This is a genomic window from Streptomyces mutabilis (assembly GCF_014649815.1).
GTDB classification, from domain to species: domain Bacteria; phylum Actinomycetota; class Actinomycetes; order Streptomycetales; family Streptomycetaceae; genus Streptomyces; species Streptomyces mutabilis.
The window spans coordinates 36,269-58,464 of the sequence record NZ_BMTT01000018.1 but is presented as its reverse complement, the minus strand read 5'-3'; the positions used below and the strand labels follow the sequence as shown (position 1 = coordinate 58,464).

Genomic DNA, 22,196 nt, shown 5'->3' with positions numbered 1-22,196 from the left:
ACCCGGTACCGGACGCCACCGGATTGATCGATCAAAGATCGTTTCCGCAGGTCGGATTAGGTATGCCTAAGTGACGCAGGGCACCGTCCGGCGGTCCGGACGCGGCTTGCCCGGCTCCGAGGAATTACGCAACAATGGCGTTGTGAAAAACGTTGGCGAGGCTCCGCAGGAGGAACTCGCGACCGGTGAGCGGTCCACCCGCAACCGCGTCGCGCGCTCCATCCTGGACCACGGGCCGTCGACCGTCGCCGAGCTCGCCGGGCGCCTGGGCCTGACCCAGGCCGCCGTGCGGCGCCACCTCGACGCGCTGGTCGCCGACGACGTGGTCGAAGCCCGTGAGCAGCGGGTCTACGGCACGCGCACGCGCGGGCGGCCGGCCAAGGTCTTCGCGCTCACCGACTGCGGCCGGGACGCCTTCGACCAGTCCTACGACAAGCTGGCCGCGGACGCCCTGCGCTGGATCGCCGAGCGGGAGGGCGGGGAGAAGGCGATCGCCGCCTTCGCCCGCGCCAGGATCGCCGGGCAGGCGGGCGCGTACCGCAAGGCCGTCGAGTCGGCGCCCCCGCACCTGCGCACGGAAGCGCTGGCCAAGGCCCTGAGCGCGGACGGGTACGCTGCTACCGCGCGGAGCGCACCCCGGCCCCAGCAGGGCGAGCAGCTGTGTCAGCACCACTGCCCGGTCGCCCATGTCGCCGAGCAGTTCCCGCAGCTGTGCGAGGCGGAGACGGAATTTTTCGCCGAGCTGCTCGGTACGCATGTGCAGCGGCTCGCGACCATCGCGCACGGCGACGGGGTCTGCACCACCTTCATTCCCAAGACCTCGCACGCGGCGGACACGTCGCGCGCGGCCACGAACACCGATAACGCATCTGCCAGCACGGCCGGGAGGAACCCCGCATGACTCTCCCCACGGAGACTGCTCACCCTGAGCTCGAGGGCCTGGGCAAGTACGAGTACGGCTGGGCCGACTCCGACACGGCCGGCGCCTCTGCCAGGCGCGGCATCGACGAGAACGTGGTCCGGGACATCTCCGGCAAGAAGTCCGAGCCGGAGTGGATGACCAAGCTCCGCCTCAAGGGCCTCAAGCTTTTCGAGAAGAAGCCCATGCCCAACTGGGGCTCGGACCTGTCGGGCATCGACTTCGACAACATCAAGTACTTCGTGCGCTCCACGGAGAAGCAGGCGGAGTCCTGGGAGGACCTGCCCGAGGACATCAAGAACACCTACGACAAGCTGGGCATCCCGGAGGCCGAGAAGCAGCGCCTCGTCGCCGGTGTCGCCGCCCAGTACGAGTCCGAGGTCGTCTACCACCAGATCCGCGAGGACCTGGAGGAGCAGGGCGTCATCTTCCTCGACACCGACACGGCGCTGAAGGAGCACCCGGAGCTCTTCAAGGAGTACTTCGGCACCGTCATCCCGGCCGGTGACAACAAGTTCGCCGCGCTGAACACGGCCGTGTGGTCCGGCGGCTCCTTCATCTACGTGCCGAAGGGCGTGCACGTGGAGATCCCGCTCCAGGCCTACTTCCGCATCAACACGGAGAACATGGGCCAGTTCGAGCGGACCCTGATCATCGTCGACGAGGGTGCCTACGTGCACTACGTCGAGGGCTGCACCGCGCCGATCTACAAGTCGGACTCGCTCCACTCCGCCGTGGTCGAGATCATCGTCAAGAAGAACGCCCGCTGCCGCTACACGACCATCCAGAACTGGTCGAACAACGTCTACAACCTGGTCACCAAGCGTGCCGTGGCGTACGAGGGCGCGACCATGGAGTGGATCGACGGCAACATCGGCTCCAAGGTGACGATGAAGTACCCGGCCGTCTACCTGATGGGCGAGCACGCCAAGGGCGAGACGCTGTCCATCGCCTTCGCGGGCGAGGGCCAGCACCAGGACGCCGGCGCCAAGATGGTCCACATGGCCCCGAACACCTCCTCCAACATCGTCTCCAAGTCGGTGGCGCGAGGCGGCGGTCGTACGTCGTACCGCGGCCTGATCGAGATCGGCGAGGGCGCCCCGGGTGCCAAGTCCAACGTGCTGTGCGACGCGCTGCTCGTGGACACCATCTCCCGCTCGGACACCTACCCCTACGTGGACGTCCGCGAGGACGACGTGTCCATGGGCCACGAGGCGACCGTCTCCAAGGTCTCCGAGGACCAGCTCTTCTACCTGATGAGCCGCGGCCTCTCCGAGGACGAGGCGATGGCGATGATCGTGCGCGGCTTCGTCGAGCCGATCGCCAAGGAGCTGCCGATGGAGTACGCGCTCGAACTCAACCGGCTGATCGAGCTCCAGATGGAAGGCGCGGTCGGCTGATCACCGGCCCGGGGGCGGCCCGCCGGCCGCCCCGCCTTCCCATCCAGCCCCATACGTAACGGAAAGCGAGCACTACGACAGCCATGGCTGAGGCTCAGAACATCCCGGTCGGTTCCACGACCGCCGGTGCGATCGCGGTGGCCGCCGAGGCCGACTCGACCGTCGCCACGCGCATGAGCGCGCCCCCGTCCTTCGACGTGGCGGACTTCCCGGTCCCGCACGGCCGCGAGGAGGAGTGGCGCTTCACCCCGCTGGAGCGGCTGCGCGGCCTGCACGACGGCACCGCCACCGCCACCGGCGAGGGCGTCAAGGTCGCCGTCGAGGCCCCCGAGGGCGTCACCGTCGAGACCGTCGGCCGCGACGACGCCCGGCTCGGCCGCACCGGCAAGCCCGTGGACCGCGTCGCCGCCCAGGCGTACTCGGCCTTCGAGCAGGCCGGCGTGATCACCGTCCCCAAGGAGACGGTTCTCACCGAGCCCGTCCGCATCTCCGTGCACGGTGAGGGCGGCACGGCCTACGCCCACCAGGTCATCGAGCTCGGCGCCTTCGCCGAGGCCGTCGTGGTCATCGACCACACCGGTGACGCCGTGCTCGCCGCGAACGTCGAGTACGTCCTCGGCGACGGTGCCAAGCTGACCGTCGTCGCCGTCCAGGACTGGGACGCCAAGGCCGTGCACGTCGGCCAGCACAACACCCTGATCGGCCGCGATGCCTCCTTCAAGTCGGTCGTCGTGACCTTCGGCGGCGACGTGGTCCGCCTGCATCCGCGCGTGCAGTACGCCGGTCCCGGCGGCGAGGCCGAGCTGTTCGGCCTGTACTTCACCGACCGGGGCCAGCACCAGGAGCACCGCCTCCTGGTCGACCACAACGTCCCGCACTGCAAGTCCAACGTCGTCTACAAGGGCGCGCTCCAGGGCGACGACGCGCACGCCGTCTGGATCGGCGACGTGCTCATCGAGGCCAAGGCCGAGGGCACCGACACCTACGAGATGAACCGCAACCTCGTCCTCACGGACGGCGCGCGGGTCGACTCCGTGCCGAACCTGGAGATCGAGACCGGCGAGATCGTCGGCGCGGGTCACGCCTCCGCGACCGGCCGCTTCGACGACGAGCAGCTTTTCTACCTGATGGCGCGCGGCATCCCCGAGATCGACGCCCGCCGCCTGGTGGTCCGCGGCTTCTTCGCCGAACTGGTCCAGCAGATCGGCGTCCCGGACATCGAGGAGCGCCTGCTCACCAAGATCGAAGAAGAGCTGGAGGCGTCGGTCGCATGACCTTCGTACGCGTCTGTGGAGCGGGCGAGCTGGAGGAGGACACCCCGAAGCGGGTGGAACTCGACGGCACGCCGATCTCCGTCGTGCGCACGGAGGGCGAGGTCTTCGCGGTCCACGACATCTGCTCGCACGCGAACGTCTCCCTCTCCGAGGGCGAGGTCGACGACTGCCACATCGAGTGCTGGCTGCACGGCTCGCGCTTCGACCTCCGCTCGGGCAAGCCCGACAGTCTGCCGGCGACGCGCCCCGTCCCCGTATACCCCGTAAAGATCGAAGGGGACGACGTGCTCGTCTCCCTCACCCAGGAGTCCTGAGGCACCCATGGCAACGCTTGAAATCCGAGACCTGCACGTCACCGTCGAGGCCGACAACGCCACGAAGGAGATCCTCAAGGGCGTCGACCTCACCGTGAAGCAGGGCGAGACGCACGCCATCATGGGCCCCAACGGCTCCGGCAAGTCGACTCTCGCCTACTCCCTCGCGGGTCACCCCAAGTACACGATCACCAGCGGCACCGTCACCCTCGACGGCGAGGACGTCCTGGAGATGTCCGTCGACGAGCGTGCCCGCGCCGGCCTCTTCCTCGCCATGCAGTACCCGGTCGAGGTCCCCGGCGTCTCCGTCTCCAACTTCCTGCGCACCTCCGCCACCGCCGTGCGCGGCGAGGCCCCCAAGCTGCGCACCTGGGTGAAGGAGGTCAAGGAGGCCATGCAGCGCCTCAACATGGACCCCGCCTTCGCCGAGCGCAACGTCAACGAGGGCTTCTCCGGCGGTGAGAAGAAGCGCCACGAGATCCTCCAGCTGGAGCTGCTCAAGCCGAAGATGGCGATCCTCGACGAGACCGACTCCGGCCTCGACGTCGACGCCCTGCGCGTCGTCTCCGAGGGCGTCAACCGGGTCCGCGAGACCGGTGAGGTCGGCACCCTGCTGATCACGCACTACACGCGCATCCTGCGCTACATCAAGCCCGACCACGTCCACGTCTTCGCGGCCGGCCGCATCGCCGAGTCCGGCGGCCCCGAGCTGGCCGACAAGCTGGAGGCCGAGGGCTACGAGGCATACACGAAGGGTGGCGTATCCGCGTGACACAGCTGCCGGGCCTCCTCGACACCGAGGCGATCCGCAAGGACTTCCCGATCCTGGACCGCGTGCTCCACGACGGTAAGAAGCTCGTCTACCTCGACAACGCCGCGACCTCGCAGACCCCGCGCCAGGTCATCGACGTGCTCGACGAGTACTACGAGCAGCACAACGCCAACGTCCACCGTGGCGTGCACGTCCTCGCCGAGGAGGCCACGGCGCTGTACGAGGGAGCGCGGGACAAGGTCGCGGAGTTCATCAACGCGCCGTCCCGCGACGAGGTGATCTTCACCAAGAACGCCTCGGAGTCCCTCAACCTCGTGGCCAACATGCTGGGCTGGGCCGACGAGCCCTACCGCGTGGACCACGAGACCGAGATCGTCATCACGGAGATGGAGCACCACTCCAACATCGTGCCGTGGCAGCTGCTCGCGCAGCGCACCGGCGCGAAGCTCCGCTGGTTCGGCCTGACCGACGACGGCCGCCTGGACCTGTCCAACATCGACGAGGTCATCACCGAGAAGACGAAGATCGTCTCCTTCGTGCTGGTCTCCAACATCCTGGGCACCCAGAACCCGGTCGAGGCGATCGTGCGCCGCGCCCAGGAGGTCGGCGCGCTCGTGTGCATCGACGCCTCCCAGGCCGCGCCGCACATGCCGCTGGACGTCCAGGCGCTCCAGGCCGACTTCGTGGCCTTCACCGGCCACAAGATGTGCGGCCCGACCGGCATCGGCGTCCTGTGGGGCCGCCAGGAGCTGCTGGAGGACCTGCCCCCGTTCCTCGGTGGCGGCGAGATGATCGAGACCGTCTCGATGCACTCCTCCACGTACGCCCCGGCGCCCCACAAGTTCGAGGCGGGTACGCCGCCGATCGCCCAGGCCGTGGGTCTGGGCGCGGCGATCGACTACCTCAACTCGATCGGCATGGACAAGATCCTCGCCCACGAGCACGCGCTGACCGAGTACGCGGTCAAGCGGCTGCTGGAGGTGCCGGACCTGCGTATCATCGGCCCCACCACGGCCGAGGAGCGCGGCGCGGCGATCAGCTTCGCGCTCGGCGACATCCACCCGCACGACGTGGGGCAGGTCCTCGACGAGGAGGGCATCGCGGTCCGGGTCGGCCACCACTGCGCCCGTCCCGTCTGCCTGCGGTACGGAATTCCTGCGACCACGCGAGCGTCGTTCTATCTGTACTCCACGCCGGCCGAGATCGACGCACTGGTCGACGGCCTGGAGCACGTACGGAACTTCTTCGGCTGACGGGACGAGCGAAAAGCATGAAGCTGGACTCCATGTACCAGGAAGTCATCCTGGACCACTACAAGAACCCGCACGGGCGGGGCTTGCGGGATGGCGACGCCGAGGTCCACCACGTCAACCCGACATGCGGTGACGAGATCACGCTCCGCGTGAAGTACGACGGCACGACGATCAGCGACGTCAGCTACGAGGGCCAGGGCTGTTCGATCAGCCAGGCGAGTGCCTCCGTGCTGAACGAGCTGCTGGTCGGCAAGGACCTGGCCCGGGCACAGCAGATCCAGGAGACCTTCCTGGAGCTGATGCAGTCCAAGGGCAGGATCGAGCCCGACGACGCGATGGAGGAGGTCCTGGAGGACGCGGTCGCGTTCGCCGGGGTCTCGAAGTACCCGGCCCGGGTCAAGTGCGCCCTGCTGAGCTGGATGGCCTGGAAGGACGCGACGGCCCAGGCGCTGGAAGGCGCCGACGCCGAGAAGGAGACGACGGCATGAGCGAGACCGTGGAAATGAAGCCGGCCTCGGAGGAGGAGCTCCGCGAGGCCCTGATGGACGTCGTGGACCCCGAGCTGGGCATCGACGTCGTCAACCTCGGCCTGATCTACGGCATCCACGTCGACGACGCCAACATCGCGACCGTCGACATGACCCTGACCTCGGCGGCCTGTCCGCTGACGGACGTGATCGAGGACCAGGCCAAGTCCGCCACGGACGGCCTCGTCAACGAGCTGCGGATCAACTGGGTCTGGATGCCGCCGTGGGGCCCGGACAAGATCACGGACGACGGACGCGAGCAGCTGCGCGCGCTCGGGTTCAACGTCTGAGACACCCCCCTTGCGAGAACGGCGACGCCCGACGGGCGTCGCCGTTCCCGCGTACGCGGGGACCTTCTCTATGTACGCTCGTACACATGGGATATCTGCTCCTGGCCGGAGCCATCGCCGCCGAGGTCGCCGGGACCACCGCCATGAAGTACAGCGAGGGTTTCAGCAGGCTGGGCCCCTCCCTGCTGACGGCACTCGCCTACGTGCTCTCGTTCGCACTGCTCGCCCAGACCCTGAAGGTCCTCGCCGTCGGCACGGCGTACGCCATCTGGGCCGGCGTGGGCACCGCAGCCATCGCCGCGATCGGCGTGCTGTTCATGGGCGAGGGCATGACCGTCACCAAGGCCGCCGGCATCGCCCTGATCATCGTCGGTGTCGTCGTCCTCAACCTGGGTGGCGCGCACTGATGCCGCGCCGGCACGACCCCGAGCGACGGCAGCGCATCATCGACGCGGCGATCCGGGTCGTCGGACGGCAGGGCATCGCGGGCCTCAGCCACCGCACGGTCGCCGCCGAGGCGGACGTCCCGCTCGGCTCGACGACGTACCACTTCGCCACCCTGGACGAACTGCTCGTCGCCGCCCTGCGGCAGGCCAACGAGGGCTTCGCCAAGGTGGTCGCCGGGCACCCGGCGCTGGCCGATCCCGATGCGGATCTCGCGGACGAACTGGCCCGGGCCCTCGGGGAGTGGCTGGGCGGCGACCGTACGGGGGTGGAGCTGGAGTACGAGCTGTATCTGGCTGCCCTGCGAAGGCCTGCGCTGCGGCCGGTGGCCGCGGAGTGGGCGGAGGAGGTGGGTGCGCTTCTCGCCGAGCGGACGGACCCGGTGACGGCGCGGGCGCTGGTGGCGGTGCTGGACGGAATCTGTCTGCAGGTGCTGCTGACGGACTCGGTGTACGACGAGGGGTATGCGCGGGTGGTGCTAACGCGGGTGCTCGGCTGAACCGGCGTGGGGGTGGGCGCCGGGGGTGGGTGTCGCGGCCCGGCGCTGCGGGGTGCCGCTGCGCCCCGCGCCGCCCCTGGGGGTACCTCCCGGGCCGTTCAGCACTGGGGGAGGCACGACTGCCCGCAGCTACGCGGGCACGACTGCCCGCGGCCGCGTGGGTGCGACTGTCCGTAGCCGTGGAGGTAGGCGACCGGCACGTGAGATGCCGGATGGCCGGTTCGCACCTGGACGCCCCCGCCGGTTAGGTTGCCCTCATGACCGACACGACTGCTTCCCGCACCACCGGCGCCGTGGCCGCCGGCCTTGCCACGATCGCCGCCGACGGCACCGTTCTCGACACCTGGTTCCCCGCCCCCGGACTCGTCGCCGAGCCGGGCCCGTCCGGCACCGAGCGCCTCACCGCCGAGCAGGCCGCCGAACTACTCGGCGGCGGCGCCACCGCGGCGGTCGGTCCCGACGCCCGCCGCGGCGTCGAGGTGGTCGCGGTCCGCACGGTCATCTCCTCGCTGGACGAGAAGCCGGTCGACACGCACGACGTCTACCTGCGCCTGCACCTGCTCTCCCACCGCCTGGTCAAGCCGCACGGCCAGAGCCTGGAGGGCATCTTCGCCCACCTCGCCAACGTCGCCTGGACCTCGCTGGGGCCGGTCGCCGTCGACGACATCGAGAAGGTCCGCCTCAACGCCCGCGCCGAGGGCCTGCACCTTCAGGTGACCTCGGTCGACAAGTTCCCGCGCATGACGGACTACGTCGCCCCCAAGGGCGTGCGCATCGCCGACGCCGACCGCGTCCGCCTCGGCGCCCACCTGGCCGAGGGCACCACCGTCATGCACGAGGGCTTCGTGAACTTCAACGCCGGCACGCTCGGCACCTCGATGGTCGAGGGCCGCATCTCCGCGGGTGTCGTCGTCGGCGACGGCTCCGACATCGGCGGCGGCGCCTCCACCATGGGCACCCTCTCCGGCGGCGGCAACGTCCGCATCACCATCGGCGAGCGCTGCCTGGTCGGCGCCGAGGCGGGCGTCGGCATCGCGCTGGGCGACGAGTGCGTCGTCGAGGCCGGCCTCTACGTCACGGCCGGCACCCGCGTGACGATGCCCGACGGTCAGGTCGTCAAGGCCCGCGAGCTCTCCGGCGCCTCCAACATCCTCTTCCGCCGCAACTCGGTCACGGGCACCGTCGAGGCCCGCCCGAACAACGCGGTGTGGGGCGGCCTGAACGAGGTCCTGCACAGCCACAACTGATCGACCGGGGCCACTGGAGCCGACCCGCCCTCCCGACGCGCCCGTACGCGGTGCGCCGGGAGGGCGTTCAGCGTTTCAGGGCCCGGTACCTATTCAGCAGCGCTGTGACGCGGGCCTGGTCGGCCGCGCCGTTGGGCTCGGTCAGGAGGTCGTCGAGGCGGGCGGGTGGCGTACCGCCAACGCGTTCACCGCCCCGTGCCTCCGCGCGCCCCGCACGTACGGATGACGGGCCGTGACCCTCCGGTGGGCTTGGCGGATGAACGGGTGGACGCAGAGTCCGATCAGACGCCGATCCCACGAAACGAGGACCTGGTATGACGAACGAACGGGTGAGGACCGTGGCGCGTTGGCTGGCCGGGGCGGGGGCCGCAGTGCTGGTGTGCTGGGCCCCGGCCGGGGCGGCGCACGCCGACGAGACCACCACCGGATCGCACAACGACCCCCGCGTCGGTCTCCTCAACGTCCACGTCGGGCAGATCGACGACCCGATGGAGGACGTCCTGGAGCACACCCTGCTGTTCGGCGACGGCTACACCTGGAGCTGACCGGCGGCCGACTCCTCGTACGCCGTCAGCAGGGCGTCGGTCGTCGCGCGGTCCGCGGCCCGCAGCGGGGCGCGGACCGGGCCCGCGGGCAGGTCCAGTGCGCCCAGCAGCGCCTTAGCGGTGACCGCGCCGGGCAGGCCCGCCGCCATCATCGGTTCGATGAGCGGGAGTGCCCGGCGTTGCAGCAGGGCGGCCCGTCCGGTGTCGCCCGCGTCGAAGGAGTCGAGGACGGCGCGGAACAGTTCCGGCACGACGTTCGCGACCGTGCTGACGTATCCCGCCGCGCCGACCGCGTACAGGGCGAGGACCTGCTCGTCGCAGCCCGCGTAGTACGCCAGATCCGTGCGGGAGAGCACCCGCTGGGCGCCGAGCAGGTTGTAGGAGCAGTCCTTGACGGCGACGATCCGCGGGTGGTCGGCGAGGCGGGCGAGGGTGTCGGGTTCGACGCGGGTGCCCGTGCGGCCGGGGATGTCGTAGACGACGAGGGGCAGACCGGAGGCGTCCGCGACCTCCCGGAAGTGCGCCTCCACCGCGTCCTGCGGGGGCCTGCTGTAGTACGGCGCGATCACCAGCAGGCCGTCCGCGCCGGCCTTCTCCGCGGCCAGCGCCAGCTCCACCGTGTGCCGTGTGTCCGCGGTGCCCACCCCGGCGACCAGCGTCACCCGGTCGCCGACGGCCTCACGCACCGCCGTGACCAGTGCCGCCTTCTCGGCATCCGTGGTGGTCGGCGACTCGCCCGTGGTGCCGGACAGCACCAGGCCGTCGCAGCCGCCCGACACCAGCCGCCCGGCGAGCCGCCGGGCGCCCTCGAGATCGAGGGCGCCGGACTCGGTGAAGGGCGTGACCATGGCGCACAGGGCACGGCCGAAAGGTGCGGGGGAGCGGTGGTCCGTCGTCATGGAAGTAGTGTCGGCGCGACGACCGTGCAGCTCTACTTAAATTCGCTACGAGGTAACGGTAAGAGAAGCTGAGAGGTTGCTGTGTCGACACCGGCGGGGGTAGCGCCGCTCCGCCGGGGGTACCCGGGGTGCTCCGAACCGAGAGGAGGCGGAACCGTGACCGGGACCAGGCACACCAGGCCGGTGCGCGATGAGCAGCACTCCGTGGGCGAACTCGTCGGTCAGGCCACCGAACAGCTCTCCCGGCTCGTGCGCCAGGAAGTGGCCCTCGCCAAGATGGAGCTGGCGGAGAAGGGCAAGCGCGCCGGGCGCGGCGGCGGGATGCTGGGCGCCGCGGGCGCCATCGGGTACGTCGGTCTGTTCGCCCTGGCCGGCACGGCCATCGCCGCGCTCTCGCTGGCGCTGCCCGTCTGGGCCGCGGCGCTCATCGTGACGGCGGTGCTCTTCGTGACCGCGGGCGTGCTGGCCATGATGGGCCGCGCCCAGCTCCGTCGTGCCGTGCCCCCGAAGCCCGAGGCGACCCTCGGCAGCGTCAGGACCGACGTGGACGTGATCAGGGAAAGGGCGCATCGATGACCGACGCGACGAGCGGGGACGGCACGCGGGCCGGCTCCACCGCGCAGCCGGCGGGCGGGGCCAAGGGTCCCGACGAGCTGCGGCAGCAGATCGAGCGGACCCGCAGCCAGCTCGGTGACACCGTGGAGGAGCTGGCGGGCAAGGCGGACGTGAAGGGCCGTGCCAAGGTCCGGGCCGCCGACCTCAGGGACAAGGCCGGTGCCATGACCGTGCAGCTGCGCAGTTCCGCCGCGCAGGCCGGCCACACGGTGCAGGGCAAGGCGCACCGGGCCGGTCACGCCGTCCAGGACAAGGCGGGCCAAGCCGGTCACGCCGTCCAGGAGAAGGCCGGGCAGGCCGGACACGCGGTGCAGGGCAAGGCGGGCAGGGCCGGGCACACCGTCGAGCGGCGCGTGCCGGGACGGGCGCGCGGCGTGGTCCGGGTGGGACTCGACCATCCCCGCGCGGTCCTGGTCGCCGGTGCGGCGGCGGGCGCGCTCGTGGCGGCGGGCGTGCTGCGGCGCCGTCATCACGGGCGCTGCTGAGGACGCCGGGTACACGGTTCGAGGAGAGACCCCGCGCGGGGTCTCTCCTCGAACCGTGTAATACCGCGGGCACTTGACCTCAACCTTGGTCGAGATCGGAGAGTGGTGCGTGCACCGGACGCCGCAGAGGCATCCGACGACCACCGACCGATGGAGGCAGGCATGACCCGCCGCACCGACGCCCACCCCGAACTGGCCCGCCCCGACGTCCAGGCACCCTTCTTCAGCACATGGCGGGTGGGCACCCCCGAGCGGCAGCGGCAGACCGTCGACGCCATCGCCCGTACCTGGGAGAGCCGGCCCTGGCCCGCCGACGACCTGCTGGGTTACCACGTCTACACCGGCCACGACGGCAGCACGCTGCTGCACCACTCGCAGTGGGCCTGCGAGCAGGCCTACGAGACCTTCTTCAAGACCCACCGCCAGGAACGCGTCGACGAGATCGACACCGCCGTGCCGGGCATCGAACGGCTGTGGCTCGGCCGGTACCGGCACTACCGCAGCCTCGCCCGCAAGGACGGCACGGCACCCGTCCCGGGCTGCGTCGTCATCGTCGACGTCGAGTTCGAGGGCCCGGACCCCGACAGGCAGCGCGCCTGGGTGGACGCCGTGTTCGAGGCCCTGGAGAGCGAGCCGGAGCAGCATCCCGGAGCCGTCTCCGCCTACTTCCACCTCAGCACGGACGGCACCCGCGTCCTCAACTACGCCGAGTGGGAGAGCGCCCAGGCCCATATCGACGCCCTCGCCGCACCGGGCGACGGCATCGGCTCGGGATCAAACCTGTGGAAGCGGGTGCAGAACTGGCCGGGCATGACCAGCGGCGGCGGGGTCAGCCGCTACGACCACGCCCTCGGCCTCGTGCCCCGCTGAACCCGCCCCCACCGAGCGCCGGTTACGGACGGAACCGCAGCACCTGCGGGTCGTGGTCGCTGATCTGGTCGTGGAACTCGGCGTTGACGTGCACGCTGTCGTACGACAGGCGCCCGCCCCACCGGATCGACGGGCTGACCAGGATTTGGTCCAGGACCTGGCTGTTGCCCTGGTAGACGTACGAGTAGCGCTCGCTCTTCGGAAGCGACTTGACCGCCGACCACAGGACGCCGTCGTCCTCCAGGAGGCGGGTGGTCGTCGAGAACTCGAAGTCGTTGATGTCGCCGAGGACGACGACGTCCGCGTTCTTCTGGGTGGCCAGGACGTCCTTGACGAAGTTGTTGACGACCTTCGCCTGCGCGTGGCGCTGGGTCTCCGAGCCGCGCGACGGCGGCTGGTACTGCGCCGTCAGCCCCTGGTCGCCGCCCTTGGAGTTGAAGTGGTTGGCGACGACCACGACCGTCCGGCCGCGGAAGACGAATTCGCCGGCCAGCGGCTTGCGGCTGTTCGCCCAGGCGGCGTTCACCGGGTCGACGCGGCCGGGGGAGTGGGTGAGCGCCGCCTTGCCGCGCACCTTCGTCACGCCGGTCGCGGTGGTCGCGTCGCCGGCCCCGCGGTCGGTGAAGGAGACCCGCTCCGGGTCGAACAGGAACGCCTGGCGGATGTTGCCGCCGGGCTGGCCGCCGTCCTCGCCGTCGACCGGGTCGATGCCGCGCCAGTCGTAGCGCGGGCCGCCGGCCGCGATGATCGCGTCGATCAGCTTGCCGACCGTCGCGTCGGCGGCCACCGTGCCGTCGTTCGTGGCGCCGTTGTTGTCCTGGATCTCCTCCAGGGACACGATGTCGGGTGACGCGAGGTTGTGCACGATCGCCTCGGCGTGCGCGGCGAAGGTGCCGTCGGACGGGTCGAGGTTCTCGACGTTGTACGTCGCCACCGCCAACTCGCGGCCGCTCTGCCGGCGCGTCGACTCCCGCTCCAGGCCCCCGCTCTCCAGGGTGCCGATCTCGCTCGCGACCATCGTGTAGCCGCCGTACTGGTTGTAGTCCAGCGGGCCCGCCGTGGTGCCGGCGAGGGTGTCGCCCACGTTGGCGTCGGGGAAGTCGGCCGGCTTGCCCAGGGACTGGATCTGGAGGCGGCCGGTGTTCTGGGAGTCGTACGAGCCGTACACCGTGCCGCCGCGGCGGTTGGCGTTCTCCCAGGGCTTCACCGTGACCCACAGCTCGGTGTACGGGTCCGAGGCGCCGACGACGCGGGCGTCGGCGACGCTGACGTTCATGCCCTCCAGGGACTCGTAGAGGTCCAGGGCGTACTTCTCCGGCCGCAGCGTGAGGCCGTTGACCGAGCCGTTCGCGGCTTCGTCGCCCTCGGGGGCGTACGCCCGCGGCACGGACCGGGCGGAGACGGTCGTCGCGGCCGGGACGGCGTTGCCGCTGGAGACGACCGTGAAGGTCGGGCGGGTGATCTCGGTCAGCGACTGGTTCCCGGAGGAGGTGCCGCCCGGCACGTACTCCGAGACCGTGCCGGACACGGTGACCGCGTCACCGACGGCGACGCCCTTCGGGGTGGAGCCGGTGAAGACGAAGACGCCCTCGCTGGTGGCCGGGTCGGCGTCCGGCCGCGGATCCTGGATCCAGAAGCCTCTGGAGGAGCCGTAGCCGCGGACCCCGGTGACGATTCCGGCCACGTCGGTGACCTGCTTGCCCGCGTACGGCGACAGCCGGGTGCTGCCCTGGATGTCGTGGACGCGCACGGAGTCGGCGTGTGCGGGGGAGGTGAGGACTACGGTGGACGTCACCGAGCAGACGGCGGCGACGGTGAGCGCGGCGAGGCGCGCGGAGGACTTGCTGGCCAACGGGATCCCTCCGGGGACGTGACAGAGCGCCGGGACGAGGGTGGGGCATGGGACGCGAGGGAGCGCAGGGCGCCTGCGGACCTGAGTGAAACAGACCTGGGCGAACACTTGTCCCCCACTTTCTACGCGCGTCAATCTCCTGCCTGCTCGGGCCGGTTGTCAAGGTTTCGGCCATGTACGGCACCCGTCGGGGAGGTGAACCGGGCGGCATGCTGCCAAACCCGTCTAGGCTGAGCGGCTGAGCCGTATGGCGTCCGGATGGCCGTACGGCCGTCGAGACGCGGCCGAGAAGCGGCCGCCCGGACGCGGCCCCACGGCCGTCAAGGCGCGCGAGGAGAAAACAGCCGATGTCAGACCGCTCCACCCTGCCGCCCGCACGGTTGCGCCCCGAAGCGGAGCTGGCTCGCGACGCGCTGTCCACGCCGCTGCTCGCCCGGGCGGCCCGGCTGGCCCGCTGGGCCGGCCCGGAGACCCGCGTGGACGCCGGCGGCGGGCTCGTCGAGGAGCAGCTGTCCGCGGCGGCCGGTGAACTAGGGCTGACCGGCGACGACGCCGCGGCTCACGCGAGCGAGGCCTGGCGGATCGCCGTGGACACCGGGCTCGTCGAGATCACCGACGAGGAGACGGGCACCGTCGCGGTGGGCGATGACCTCGCCCTGCTCACCGGCGGCTCCCCGCAGGACGTGCTCGGGGTGTGGCTCACCGCGCTGGAGACGGTGCTCGCGGACGCGAGCGTGCCCGACCTCGACGACCTGGTCGACGCGATGGCCGAGGGCGGCACGGTCGACCTGTCGTCCCTGGACTGGGACCCGGAGGCCGAGGCGGAGTTCCTGGACGGGGTGCTCGGCAACCTCTACCTGCTCACCGTCGGCGAGGACGGGGCCGGCGACGCCTCCGTGCCATTGCCCGCGCTGGCCGCGTCCGTGATCGTGCCCGGCGACATGGGCGAGCCCACCAACGACGTGCTGGAGCAGGTCTCCGACGCGATGATGCGGCTGGACGACCAGTTCCGGATGCTGGAACCCGTCGGGCTCGTCGCCTACCGGCCGGTGGACGAGGCCCTGATGGCCGACGCGGACGAGGAGCCGGCGGCGCCCGTCGACGAGGCCGACGTCGCCCGCTACGGCATGGTGCGCCTGACCCCCCTCGGGCTGTACGGGCTGCGCACGCGGCTCCTGGAGGCCGGCTTCGACGTACCCGCCGTCGGCGACCTCGCCGACAAGGGCGCCGACGCGCTGCTCGACGGCACGGCCCCCTTCCCGCCGGCCGCGGCCCACGCCGAGACCGAGCTGTGGCTGGCCGGACGCGGCGCGCTCGACGCCGCCCGCGAGCTCCTGGCGGCGGCCCGCGGCTCGGACACCGGCGCGCCCCTGCGCCGCCTGCGCTGCCAGCAGGCGCTGTCCCTGGTCGGCGCCGAGGCGGAGCCCGCGCTGCGGGAGGTCCTGGACGACCCCGAACTGGGCGGCCTCGCCCGGGTCTGGCTGACCGAGCACGGCGCGCGGGACGTACCGGTACCGCCGCAGGAGATGGTCTTCTGGCTGACCATCGACACCGTGGCCGCGCAGCTCGCGGCCGAGGGCAACTCCGAGGAACTGCGTGCCCTGGTGGAAGGGCTGGCCCAGCAGCACAGCGGGTTCTTCGACACGGCCTGGCGGGTCGAACACCCGGCCACGCCGGACGTCCTGGAGGCCATGGGCCGGCTGCACCCCGACAAGAAGGTCGCCAAGGAAGCGCGGAAGGCGGCGTTCAAGGCGCGGTCGCAGCACGGGGGCTGACAGCGGCCTCGGGACGCTCGGGCCGGCTCCGGCGGATCCGGCACGGCACGGCACGGCACCCGGCCGGGTCGGGTGGTGCGAACGGGCACCGCGGGGCGTCTCCCCGCCCGCCCGTGCCGCCCTCGGGGGCTTCGTCGTTCAAGCGACGGGGAGGCGCGCGTGCCCGCGCCGGCGTGCGGATTCACGCAACCCGGCAGGGAGAGGTCGCGCCCAGTTCAACCGCCGTTCAGACGTGGGCGCGACCGTGACGCGGAACGAGGTCCGCCACCCTCCAGGCACGTCCACCGTCACAGGAGACACCATGTCGCTCACCCGCAGGGACTTCGCCGGCCGATCCGCGCTCACCGGCGCCGGAATCGCGCTGGCGGGCAGCGTCGGCGCCCTCGCCACCGCCCCGAACGCCCTCGCGTCCACGGACACCGAGAGGGCGGGGGAGGAGCACGGCAGAGACCACGATCACGGGCACGACCACGGTGGGGTCGGCTACGGTCCTCTGCTCCCCGACCCGGACGGCATCCTCGCGCTGCCCGCCGGCTTCCGGTACGAGATCCTCACCTACAGCGGCCGGACCAGGCTGGAGTCGGGCGAGTACACCCCGTCCAACCACGACGGCACCGCCACCTTCGACGGCCCCCGCGGCACCACCCTCCTCGTCAACAACCACGAACTCGGCGGCCACCGCGACGGCTGGGACCACCCCGTCCCCCTCGCCGAGGGACTCGTCTACGACCCGGCCGCCGCCGGCGGCTGCACGGTCGTCGAGGTCCGCCGCGGCGGACACGTCGCCGAATGGGTGGGCATCGCCGGCACCGCCCAGAACTGCGCGGGCGGCAGCACCCCGTGGGGCACCTGGCTGACCTGCGAGGAGACCGAGGACAAGGCCGGCGAGGAGGGGATGACCAAGGACCACGGCTACGTCTTCGAGGTCGACCCCGAGGACCGCCGCGCCAACCGGGACCCCGAGCCGATCAAGGCGCTGGGCCGCTACGCCCACGAGGCCGTCGTCGTCGACCCCAAGCGCGGCCACCTCTACCTCACCGAGGACGCCTCCGGCCCCAACGGCCTCTTCTACCGCTGGGTCCCGCCGCAGGGCTTCCGCCACGGCCGCGGCCGGCTGCGCACCCTCGCGGACGACGCCGGTGTCCTCCAGGCCTTCAAGTGCTTCGACTCCGGCGGCAAGTTCGTCGACGACCTCTCCCGCGCGACGAAGACCGGCACGGTCTACGGCGTCGACTGGGTCGACGTCCCCGACCGCGACGCGCGGAACACCTCCGTGCGCAAGCAGTTCACCGACGCCCGGATCACCCGGGCCCGCAAGCTGGAGGGCATGTGGTGGGCCGACGGCGGCGCCTACATCGTCTCCTCCTTCGCCCGTGACGAGAGCCCCGGCCGCCCGCACGACGGCCAGGTCTGGTTCTACGACCCGGGCCGCCGCACCCTCACCCTCAAGGTCCTTCTCGGCGTCAACCCCGACCCGTCGGCGGACGGCGCCTTCGACGGCCCCGACAACATCACCGTGTCCCCGTACGGCGGCATCGTCATCGCCGAGGACGGCGACGGCGTTCAGCACCTGTTCGGCGCCACCGACAGCGGGCGTACGTACCCCATCGCGCGCAACGACCTGAACGTGGGCTCCGAAGAGGAACCCGAGTACAGCGAGTTCGCCGGCGTCACCTTCTCCCCCGACGGGAAGACCCTCTACGCCAATATCCAGGACCCCGGCATCCTGCTCGCCATCACGGGACCCTGGAAGCGGCAGAGGCGTCACTGACTGTAGGTCACCCGAGCTGGTGAGTCCGTGCGATTTACGTACGGTCACTGGCACCCGGACGTACCGTCCCCCACGTCCGCCGCGACCCGCCTCCCGACGCGTGGATGCGGGCCGCACCCTTGCCGTCCCGCGCGTTTGATATCTAACATTTCAGTCGTGGAGGCCATCCGACCCGTACCCCGCACCCTGCTGCGCGACCGCGCCCACGCGGCGATCCGCGACGCCATCGTCGCCGGAGAGCTCGAGCCGGGCGCGATCGTCCGCGACGCCGACCTGGCCGAGCGGCTGGGGCTGTCCCGGGCGCCGGTGCGCGAGGCGTTCTCCCGGCTCGTGGACGAGGGCCTGCTGGAGAGCAAGCCGCAGAGTCACACCCGGGTCACCCCGGTCCTGGCCGAGGACGTGCGGGACGCCGCGGCCGTCGTCGGCGCCGTGCACGAACTGGTCACGCGGATCGCCGTCGCCCGGCTGACGGACGCGGACCTCGACACGATGCGCGCGGCCAACGAGCGCTTCGCCGCGGCCGTCCGCGCGGGCGACGTCGACGGTGCCCTCCGCGCCGACGACGACCTGCACCACGTCCTCGTCCGCGCCGCCGCCAACCGGGCCGCCGCTGCCACCGTCGCCCGCTACACCCCGCTCATCCGCCGCCTGGAGCGCCGCCGTTTCGGCGAGGGCGGCAGCTGCCGTTCGGCCGGACTGCACGACCGCCTCATCGACGCCTGCGCGACCGGCGACACGGAGACGGCCCTGCGGGTGACGGCGGACATCTGGCGGGGCCTCGAAGAGCTCGCCGACATCGACTGATCCGCACCGACCTCGACTGATCCGGACCTGTCCGGACCGGAACCGACTCAACCGGACCGACCTGGAGGGCGCATGTCCCTTTCCTCGTACGAGCGTTACCCGCTGCTCCTCGGCCCTTCGCCCGTGCACCGGCTCGAACGGCTCACCGAACACCTCGGCGGGGCCGCCCTCTGGGCGAAGCGGGAGGACCTGAACTCCGGGATCGCCTACGGCGGGAACAAGACACGCAAACTGGAGTACCTGGTCGCCGACGCCCTCGCCCGGGGCTGCGACACGCTCGTCTCCATCGGCGGCGTGCAGTCCAACCACACGCGCCAGGTCGCGGCCGTCGCCGCGCGGGCCGGGCTCAAGTGCGTGCTGGTGCAGGAGAGCTGGGTGGACTGGCCCGACGCGGTTTACGACAAGGTCGGCAACATCCTGATCTCCCGGCTGGCCGGGGCCGATGTGCGGCTGGTGCGGGCCGGGTTCGGGATCGGCTTCAAGGAGAGCTGGGAACGGGCGCTCAAGGAGGTCGAGGACGCGGGCGGCAAGCCCTACGCCATCCCCGCCGGCGCCTCCGACCACCCGCTCGGCGGGCTGGGCTTCGCCGGCTGGGCGTACGAGGTCGCCGAGCAGGAAAGGGAACTGGGCGTCTTCTTCGACACCGTCGTCGTCTGCTCGGTGACCGGCTCGACCCAGGCCGGCATGGTCGCCGGGTTCCGCGCGCTGGAGGAGGCGGGCGGCCGGACCCGGCGGGTGATCGGCGTCGACGCGTCCGCCGAACCCGCCCGCACCAGGGAGCAGATCGCCCGGATCGCGCACCGCACGGGGCAGCTCATCGGCGTGACGGCGGAACTGACCCGGGCGGACGTCGAACTGGAGGAGCGGTACCACGCGGGCACCTACGGCGTCCCCGACGACGCCACGCTCGCGGCGATGCGGCTCGCCGCCCGGACCGAGGGCATGGTCACCGACCCGGTCTACGAGGGGAAGTCGATGGCGGCGCTGGTCGACCTGGTGGCCCGGGGCGAGATCGGCCGCGACGCCACCGTCCTCTACGCCCACTTGGGCGGGCAGCCGGCGCTGAACGCCTACAGCGCGCTGTTCTAGTCGTACTGCCCGGCGGCGCAAGCGGCTCCGCTACGTCTCGAAGGAGGCGGTCCACCGGGTCGCGGCGTTCGTGCGGGCCGGGCGGCGGCGCGCGGGCGCGCGGTAGGGTTCGGCGTAGGACCCCGGTGTTCAGGAGTAGTGGGATGGCGCAGGTCAGGCCCATGCGCGCGGATGCCCGTCGCAACCGTGAGCGACTGTTGGAGGTCGCGGCGGCGGCCTTCGCCGAGTACGGGGAAGGTGCCTCCCTGGACGACATCGCCAAGCGCGCGGGGGTCGGGACCGGCACGCTGTACCGGCATTTCCCGACGCGGCAGGCGCTGCTGGAGGCCGTCTACCTCGACCGGATCGAGGCGATCGCGGCCCGGGCGGACGTCATAGCGGCCGAGCGGGCGCCGGGTGAGGCGTTGCGGGCGTGGCTGAACGAGCTCGCCGCCGGAATGATCGAGGTGCGCGGGATGAAGGCGTTGCTGGGTACCGCCGTCACGGCCGGCGGCTCGGCGGTGGACACGGCGTGCGGTGACTGCCTGCGGGGAGCGGCGGAGCGTCTGGTGCGGGCGGCGCGGGAGGCCGGGGCGCTGCGGCGGGACGTCGAGCCGATCGAGGTGCTGCGGCTGGTGCACGGGGTGGCGACGGCGGCCGGTGCGACGCACGAGGAGGGCGGGGACGTCGGGAGGTCCGTCCGCCGGTATCTGTCGCTGGTGTGGGACGGGTTGCGGGGATAGGCCGTGCCGGTGGGGCGGCACCCTGTGCCGGGAGCGCCCCACCGAGCCGGTTGCCTACAGGGCCTTCGCCGCCGGCTTCACCATGCCCCGTACCGTGCGGGACTTGACGAACTCGCCCATGGCGGTCATCTCCCACTCGCCGGAGAACTGGCGGATCAGCTTCGCCATCATCACGCCGGTCTGCGGCTCGGCGCTGGTGAGGTCGAAGCGGACCAGCTCCTCTCCGGACGCGGCGTCGATGAGGCGGCAATACGCCTTGGCGACCTCCGTGAACTTCTGCCCGGAGAATGAGTTGACCGTGAAGACCAGTCCGCTGACCTCCTGGGGGAGCCGGCCGAGGTCCACGGTGATCACCTCGTCGTCGCCGCCGCCCTCACCGGTGAGGTTGTCCCCGGAGTGCTTGATGGCGCCGCCGACGATGGACAGCTTGCCGAAGTAGCAGCTGTCGATGTGGTTGCGCTGCGGGCCGTAGGCGATGACCGACGCGTCCAGGTCGATGTCCTTGCCGCGGTACGCGGGCTCCCAGCCGAGCCCCATCTTGACCTGCGACAGCACCGGACGGCCGCCCTTGACGAGGGAGACGGTCTGGTTCTTCTGGAGGCTGACCCGGCCCTTGTCGAGGTTGATCTTCCCGGCGCCCGGGGCGGGGGCCGGCGGGGCGGCCGGCGCCGCGGGGGGAGCGGCGGGCATGGTCGGCGCGGCGGCGGGCGGGGGCGGGGGAGTGGCCGCCTGCGACCGCGCCGGGGGTGCGGGCTGGACGGGGGCGGCCGGCTCCTCCACCGTGACGCCGAAGTCGGTGGCGATGCCGGCCAGGCCGTTCGCGTAACCCTGGCCGACCGCGCGGGCCTTCCAGGCGCCGTTGCGCAGGTAGACCTCCACGATCACCAGGGCGGTCTCGGTGCCCAGCTGCGGCGGGGTGAAGGTGGCGAGGACGGAGTTGTCGTCCGCGTTGCGGATGGTGGCCGTGGGTTCGATGCCCTGGAAGGTCTGCCCGGCCGCGTCCGGGCTGGCGGTGACGACGATCTTCTCGATGCCCGGCGGGACGGCGGCCGTGTCGACCACGATCGCGTCCGGGGCGGTGCCGCCGCCGGAGCGGTAGGTCACGCCCTGGCCGGTGGGCTGGTTGTAGAAGATGAAGTCGTCGTCGGAGCGCACCTTGCCGTCGGCGGTGAGCAGCAGGCCCGATACGTCGAGCCGCACGGGCGCGGCGACGTCCACCGTCACGCGGGCGGCGGAGAGGGGGATGTTCGAGCCGGGGGTCATAGCTGTCATGCCGGGTGAACGAGCGAGGGCGTTTTACCGTTCCCTTACCCAGGGGCCAATCGGGTCGGCGGTGCTCGTCCGGTCGGCACACGCACACCGCGGCCCGGGACGGGTCCGGTCCCGGCGGTTGCGTGCCCGGTGCGCTGTACGCCGGTCGGCGCCCCCTTACTCCGCGTGCCGGGTCCTGGTCGACCGCCTCTCCGGTACGCCGGCCGTGCCGGGCAGGTCAGAGGGCGTGTGCCGTCCGTTCGCCTCCCCACGCAACCCCTCTCGGTTCCGGTGGGGCCGCCGACGGGGCGCGTGCCGTCCGGAACGAAGTCGGGTGATACGACTTATCTCCGGTGTCTTGCCTGTGCCGCGTGCCGCCCCGCTATCTGGTGTCCCCGCCGCCGGCCGCGCGGATGGCCGACGGCACCGCTCACATCGAGGTGATGGCATGAAGAAGGCGTACGAGGCCCCGACGCTCGTCCGGCTCGGGTCGTTCCGCGAGAAGACCGGGCTGCTGCAGCGCAACGGCAACGACCGACTGATCCTCAGCAAGAACTGACGGCCGGCACGTAGCGCGAC

Annotated in this window: 24 protein-coding genes; 21 read left to right on the top strand and 3 right to left on the bottom strand. The window is 71.4% G+C overall.

The window, feature by feature from the left end; translation table 11 throughout:
- Nucleotides 1-142 precede the first annotated feature (142 nt).
- The 12 genes from IE142_RS28330 (at nt 143) to IE142_RS28275 (ending at nt 9,484) form a co-directional block, all read left to right on the top strand.
- The gene (locus IE142_RS28330) at nt 143-901 is read left to right on the top strand and encodes a helix-turn-helix transcriptional regulator (RefSeq protein WP_191888375.1); all 759 of its coding nucleotides are present in this window, start codon (nt 143-145) and stop codon (nt 899-901) included.
- Complete coding sequence (sufB, locus tag IE142_RS28325) at nt 898-2,319, top strand: Fe-S cluster assembly protein SufB (RefSeq protein WP_191888374.1); 1,422 nt, start codon at nt 898-900, stop codon at nt 2,317-2,319. The genes IE142_RS28330 and sufB overlap by 4 nt, the downstream gene beginning before the upstream one ends.
- 83 nt (nt 2,320-2,402) lie before the next feature.
- On the top strand, nt 2,403-3,593 hold the full coding sequence (sufD, locus tag IE142_RS28320) for a Fe-S cluster assembly protein SufD (RefSeq protein WP_043374307.1): 1,191 nt from the start codon (nt 2,403-2,405) through the stop codon (nt 3,591-3,593).
- Nucleotides 3,590-3,907, top strand: a complete 318-nt coding sequence (locus tag IE142_RS28315; RefSeq protein WP_043374309.1) for a non-heme iron oxygenase ferredoxin subunit — start codon at nt 3,590-3,592, stop codon at nt 3,905-3,907. Before sufD ends, IE142_RS28315 begins: the two co-directional genes overlap by 4 nt.
- 7 nt (nt 3,908-3,914) lie before the next feature.
- On the top strand, nt 3,915-4,679 hold the full coding sequence (gene sufC / locus IE142_RS28310; protein ID WP_043374310.1) for a Fe-S cluster assembly ATPase SufC: 765 nt from the start codon (nt 3,915-3,917) through the stop codon (nt 4,677-4,679).
- Entirely contained in the window at nt 4,676-5,932 is a 1,257-nt protein-coding gene (locus IE142_RS28305; RefSeq protein WP_191888373.1) for a cysteine desulfurase, read from the top strand. The genes sufC and IE142_RS28305 overlap by 4 nt, the downstream gene beginning before the upstream one ends.
- Nucleotides 5,933-5,949: 17 nt before the next feature.
- The gene (gene sufU / locus IE142_RS28300; protein ID WP_043374314.1) at nt 5,950-6,420 is read left to right on the top strand and encodes a Fe-S cluster assembly sulfur transfer protein SufU; all 471 of its coding nucleotides are present in this window, start codon (nt 5,950-5,952) and stop codon (nt 6,418-6,420) included.
- Nucleotides 6,417-6,749, top strand: a complete 333-nt coding sequence (locus tag IE142_RS28295) for a metal-sulfur cluster assembly factor (RefSeq protein WP_009187969.1) — start codon at nt 6,417-6,419, stop codon at nt 6,747-6,749. Before sufU ends, IE142_RS28295 begins: the two co-directional genes overlap by 4 nt.
- Nucleotides 6,750-6,835: 86 nt before the next feature.
- A complete protein-coding gene (locus tag IE142_RS28290; RefSeq protein ID WP_100047434.1) occupies nt 6,836-7,156 on the top strand; it encodes a DMT family transporter in 321 nt (106 codons plus the stop codon).
- Nucleotides 7,156-7,692 carry a TetR/AcrR family transcriptional regulator gene (locus tag IE142_RS28285; RefSeq protein WP_191888372.1) on the top strand — a complete coding sequence of 179 codons (537 nt, stop codon included), beginning with the start codon at nt 7,156-7,158 and terminating at the stop codon, nt 7,690-7,692. The genes IE142_RS28290 and IE142_RS28285 overlap by 1 nt, the downstream gene beginning before the upstream one ends.
- Before the next feature lie 257 nt (nt 7,693-7,949).
- Nucleotides 7,950-8,939, top strand: coding sequence for a 2,3,4,5-tetrahydropyridine-2,6-dicarboxylate N-succinyltransferase (gene dapD, locus IE142_RS28280; RefSeq protein ID WP_191888371.1), 990 nt, complete (start codon nt 7,950-7,952; stop codon nt 8,937-8,939).
- 314 nt (nt 8,940-9,253) lie between these two features.
- Nucleotides 9,254-9,484, top strand: coding sequence for a hypothetical protein (locus IE142_RS28275; protein ID WP_191888370.1), 231 nt, complete (start codon nt 9,254-9,256; stop codon nt 9,482-9,484).
- On the opposite strand, the gene dapA is transcribed toward IE142_RS28275, so the two are convergent.
- Nucleotides 9,469-10,383, bottom strand: coding sequence for a 4-hydroxy-tetrahydrodipicolinate synthase (gene dapA / locus IE142_RS28270; RefSeq protein ID WP_191888369.1), 915 nt, complete (start codon nt 10,381-10,383; stop codon nt 9,469-9,471). The two genes, IE142_RS28275 and dapA, sit on opposite strands and share 16 nt — an antisense overlap.
- A gap of 156 nt (nt 10,384-10,539) precedes the next feature.
- Between dapA and IE142_RS28265 the strand changes: the two genes are divergently transcribed.
- The 3 genes from IE142_RS28265 to IE142_RS28255 all read left to right on the top strand — a co-directional run bounded on the left by IE142_RS28265 (nt 10,540) and on the right by IE142_RS28255 (nt 12,353).
- Nucleotides 10,540-10,959: a phage holin family protein gene (locus IE142_RS28265; protein WP_191888368.1), complete on the top strand. Its 420-nt coding sequence runs from the start codon at nt 10,540-10,542 to the stop codon at nt 10,957-10,959.
- Nucleotides 10,956-11,483 (top strand): DUF3618 domain-containing protein, encoded by a 528-nt coding sequence (locus IE142_RS28260; protein WP_191888367.1) that lies wholly within the window; start codon nt 10,956-10,958, stop codon nt 11,481-11,483. Before IE142_RS28265 ends, IE142_RS28260 begins: the two co-directional genes overlap by 4 nt.
- Nucleotides 11,484-11,645: 162 nt before the next feature.
- Complete coding sequence (locus IE142_RS28255) at nt 11,646-12,353, top strand: antibiotic biosynthesis monooxygenase (RefSeq protein WP_191888366.1); 708 nt, start codon at nt 11,646-11,648, stop codon at nt 12,351-12,353.
- A gap of 22 nt (nt 12,354-12,375) precedes the next feature.
- Here the strand turns inward: IE142_RS28255 and IE142_RS28250 are convergent, their stop codons facing one another.
- Nucleotides 12,376-14,205 (bottom strand): DUF8508 domain-containing protein, encoded by a 1,830-nt coding sequence (locus tag IE142_RS28250; RefSeq protein WP_191888365.1) that lies wholly within the window; start codon nt 14,203-14,205, stop codon nt 12,376-12,378.
- 347 nt (nt 14,206-14,552) lie between these two features.
- Between IE142_RS28250 and IE142_RS28245 the strand changes: the two genes are divergently transcribed.
- The 5 genes from IE142_RS28245 to IE142_RS28225 all read left to right on the top strand — a co-directional run bounded on the left by IE142_RS28245 (nt 14,553) and on the right by IE142_RS28225 (nt 20,366).
- The gene (locus IE142_RS28245) at nt 14,553-15,980 is read left to right on the top strand and encodes a hypothetical protein (RefSeq protein WP_191888364.1); all 1,428 of its coding nucleotides are present in this window, start codon (nt 14,553-14,555) and stop codon (nt 15,978-15,980) included.
- A gap of 301 nt (nt 15,981-16,281) precedes the next feature.
- Complete coding sequence (locus tag IE142_RS28240) at nt 16,282-17,751, top strand: alkaline phosphatase PhoX (protein ID WP_191888363.1); 1,470 nt, start codon at nt 16,282-16,284, stop codon at nt 17,749-17,751.
- 156 nt (nt 17,752-17,907) lie between these two features.
- Nucleotides 17,908-18,555: a GntR family transcriptional regulator gene (locus IE142_RS28235; protein ID WP_191888362.1), complete on the top strand. Its 648-nt coding sequence runs from the start codon at nt 17,908-17,910 to the stop codon at nt 18,553-18,555.
- A 72-nt stretch (nt 18,556-18,627) separates the two neighbouring features.
- The gene (locus tag IE142_RS28230; RefSeq protein ID WP_191888361.1) at nt 18,628-19,644 is read left to right on the top strand and encodes a 1-aminocyclopropane-1-carboxylate deaminase; all 1,017 of its coding nucleotides are present in this window, start codon (nt 18,628-18,630) and stop codon (nt 19,642-19,644) included.
- A gap of 143 nt (nt 19,645-19,787) precedes the next feature.
- Nucleotides 19,788-20,366 carry a TetR/AcrR family transcriptional regulator gene (locus IE142_RS28225; protein ID WP_191888360.1) on the top strand — a complete coding sequence of 193 codons (579 nt, stop codon included), beginning with the start codon at nt 19,788-19,790 and terminating at the stop codon, nt 20,364-20,366.
- A 54-nt stretch (nt 20,367-20,420) separates the two neighbouring features.
- Here IE142_RS28225 and IE142_RS28220 read toward each other — a convergent pair whose 3' ends face one another.
- Nucleotides 20,421-21,629 carry a TerD family protein gene (locus IE142_RS28220; RefSeq protein ID WP_191888427.1) on the bottom strand — a complete coding sequence of 403 codons (1,209 nt, stop codon included), beginning with the start codon at nt 21,627-21,629 and terminating at the stop codon, nt 20,421-20,423.
- Nucleotides 21,630-22,065: 436 nt separating this feature from the next.
- Here IE142_RS28220 and IE142_RS28215 point away from each other — a divergent pair, with 436 nt between their 5' ends.
- Complete coding sequence (locus IE142_RS28215) at nt 22,066-22,176, top strand: keywimysin-related RiPP (protein ID WP_107063896.1); 111 nt, start codon at nt 22,066-22,068, stop codon at nt 22,174-22,176.
- Nucleotides 22,177-22,196: the final 20 nt, after the last annotated feature.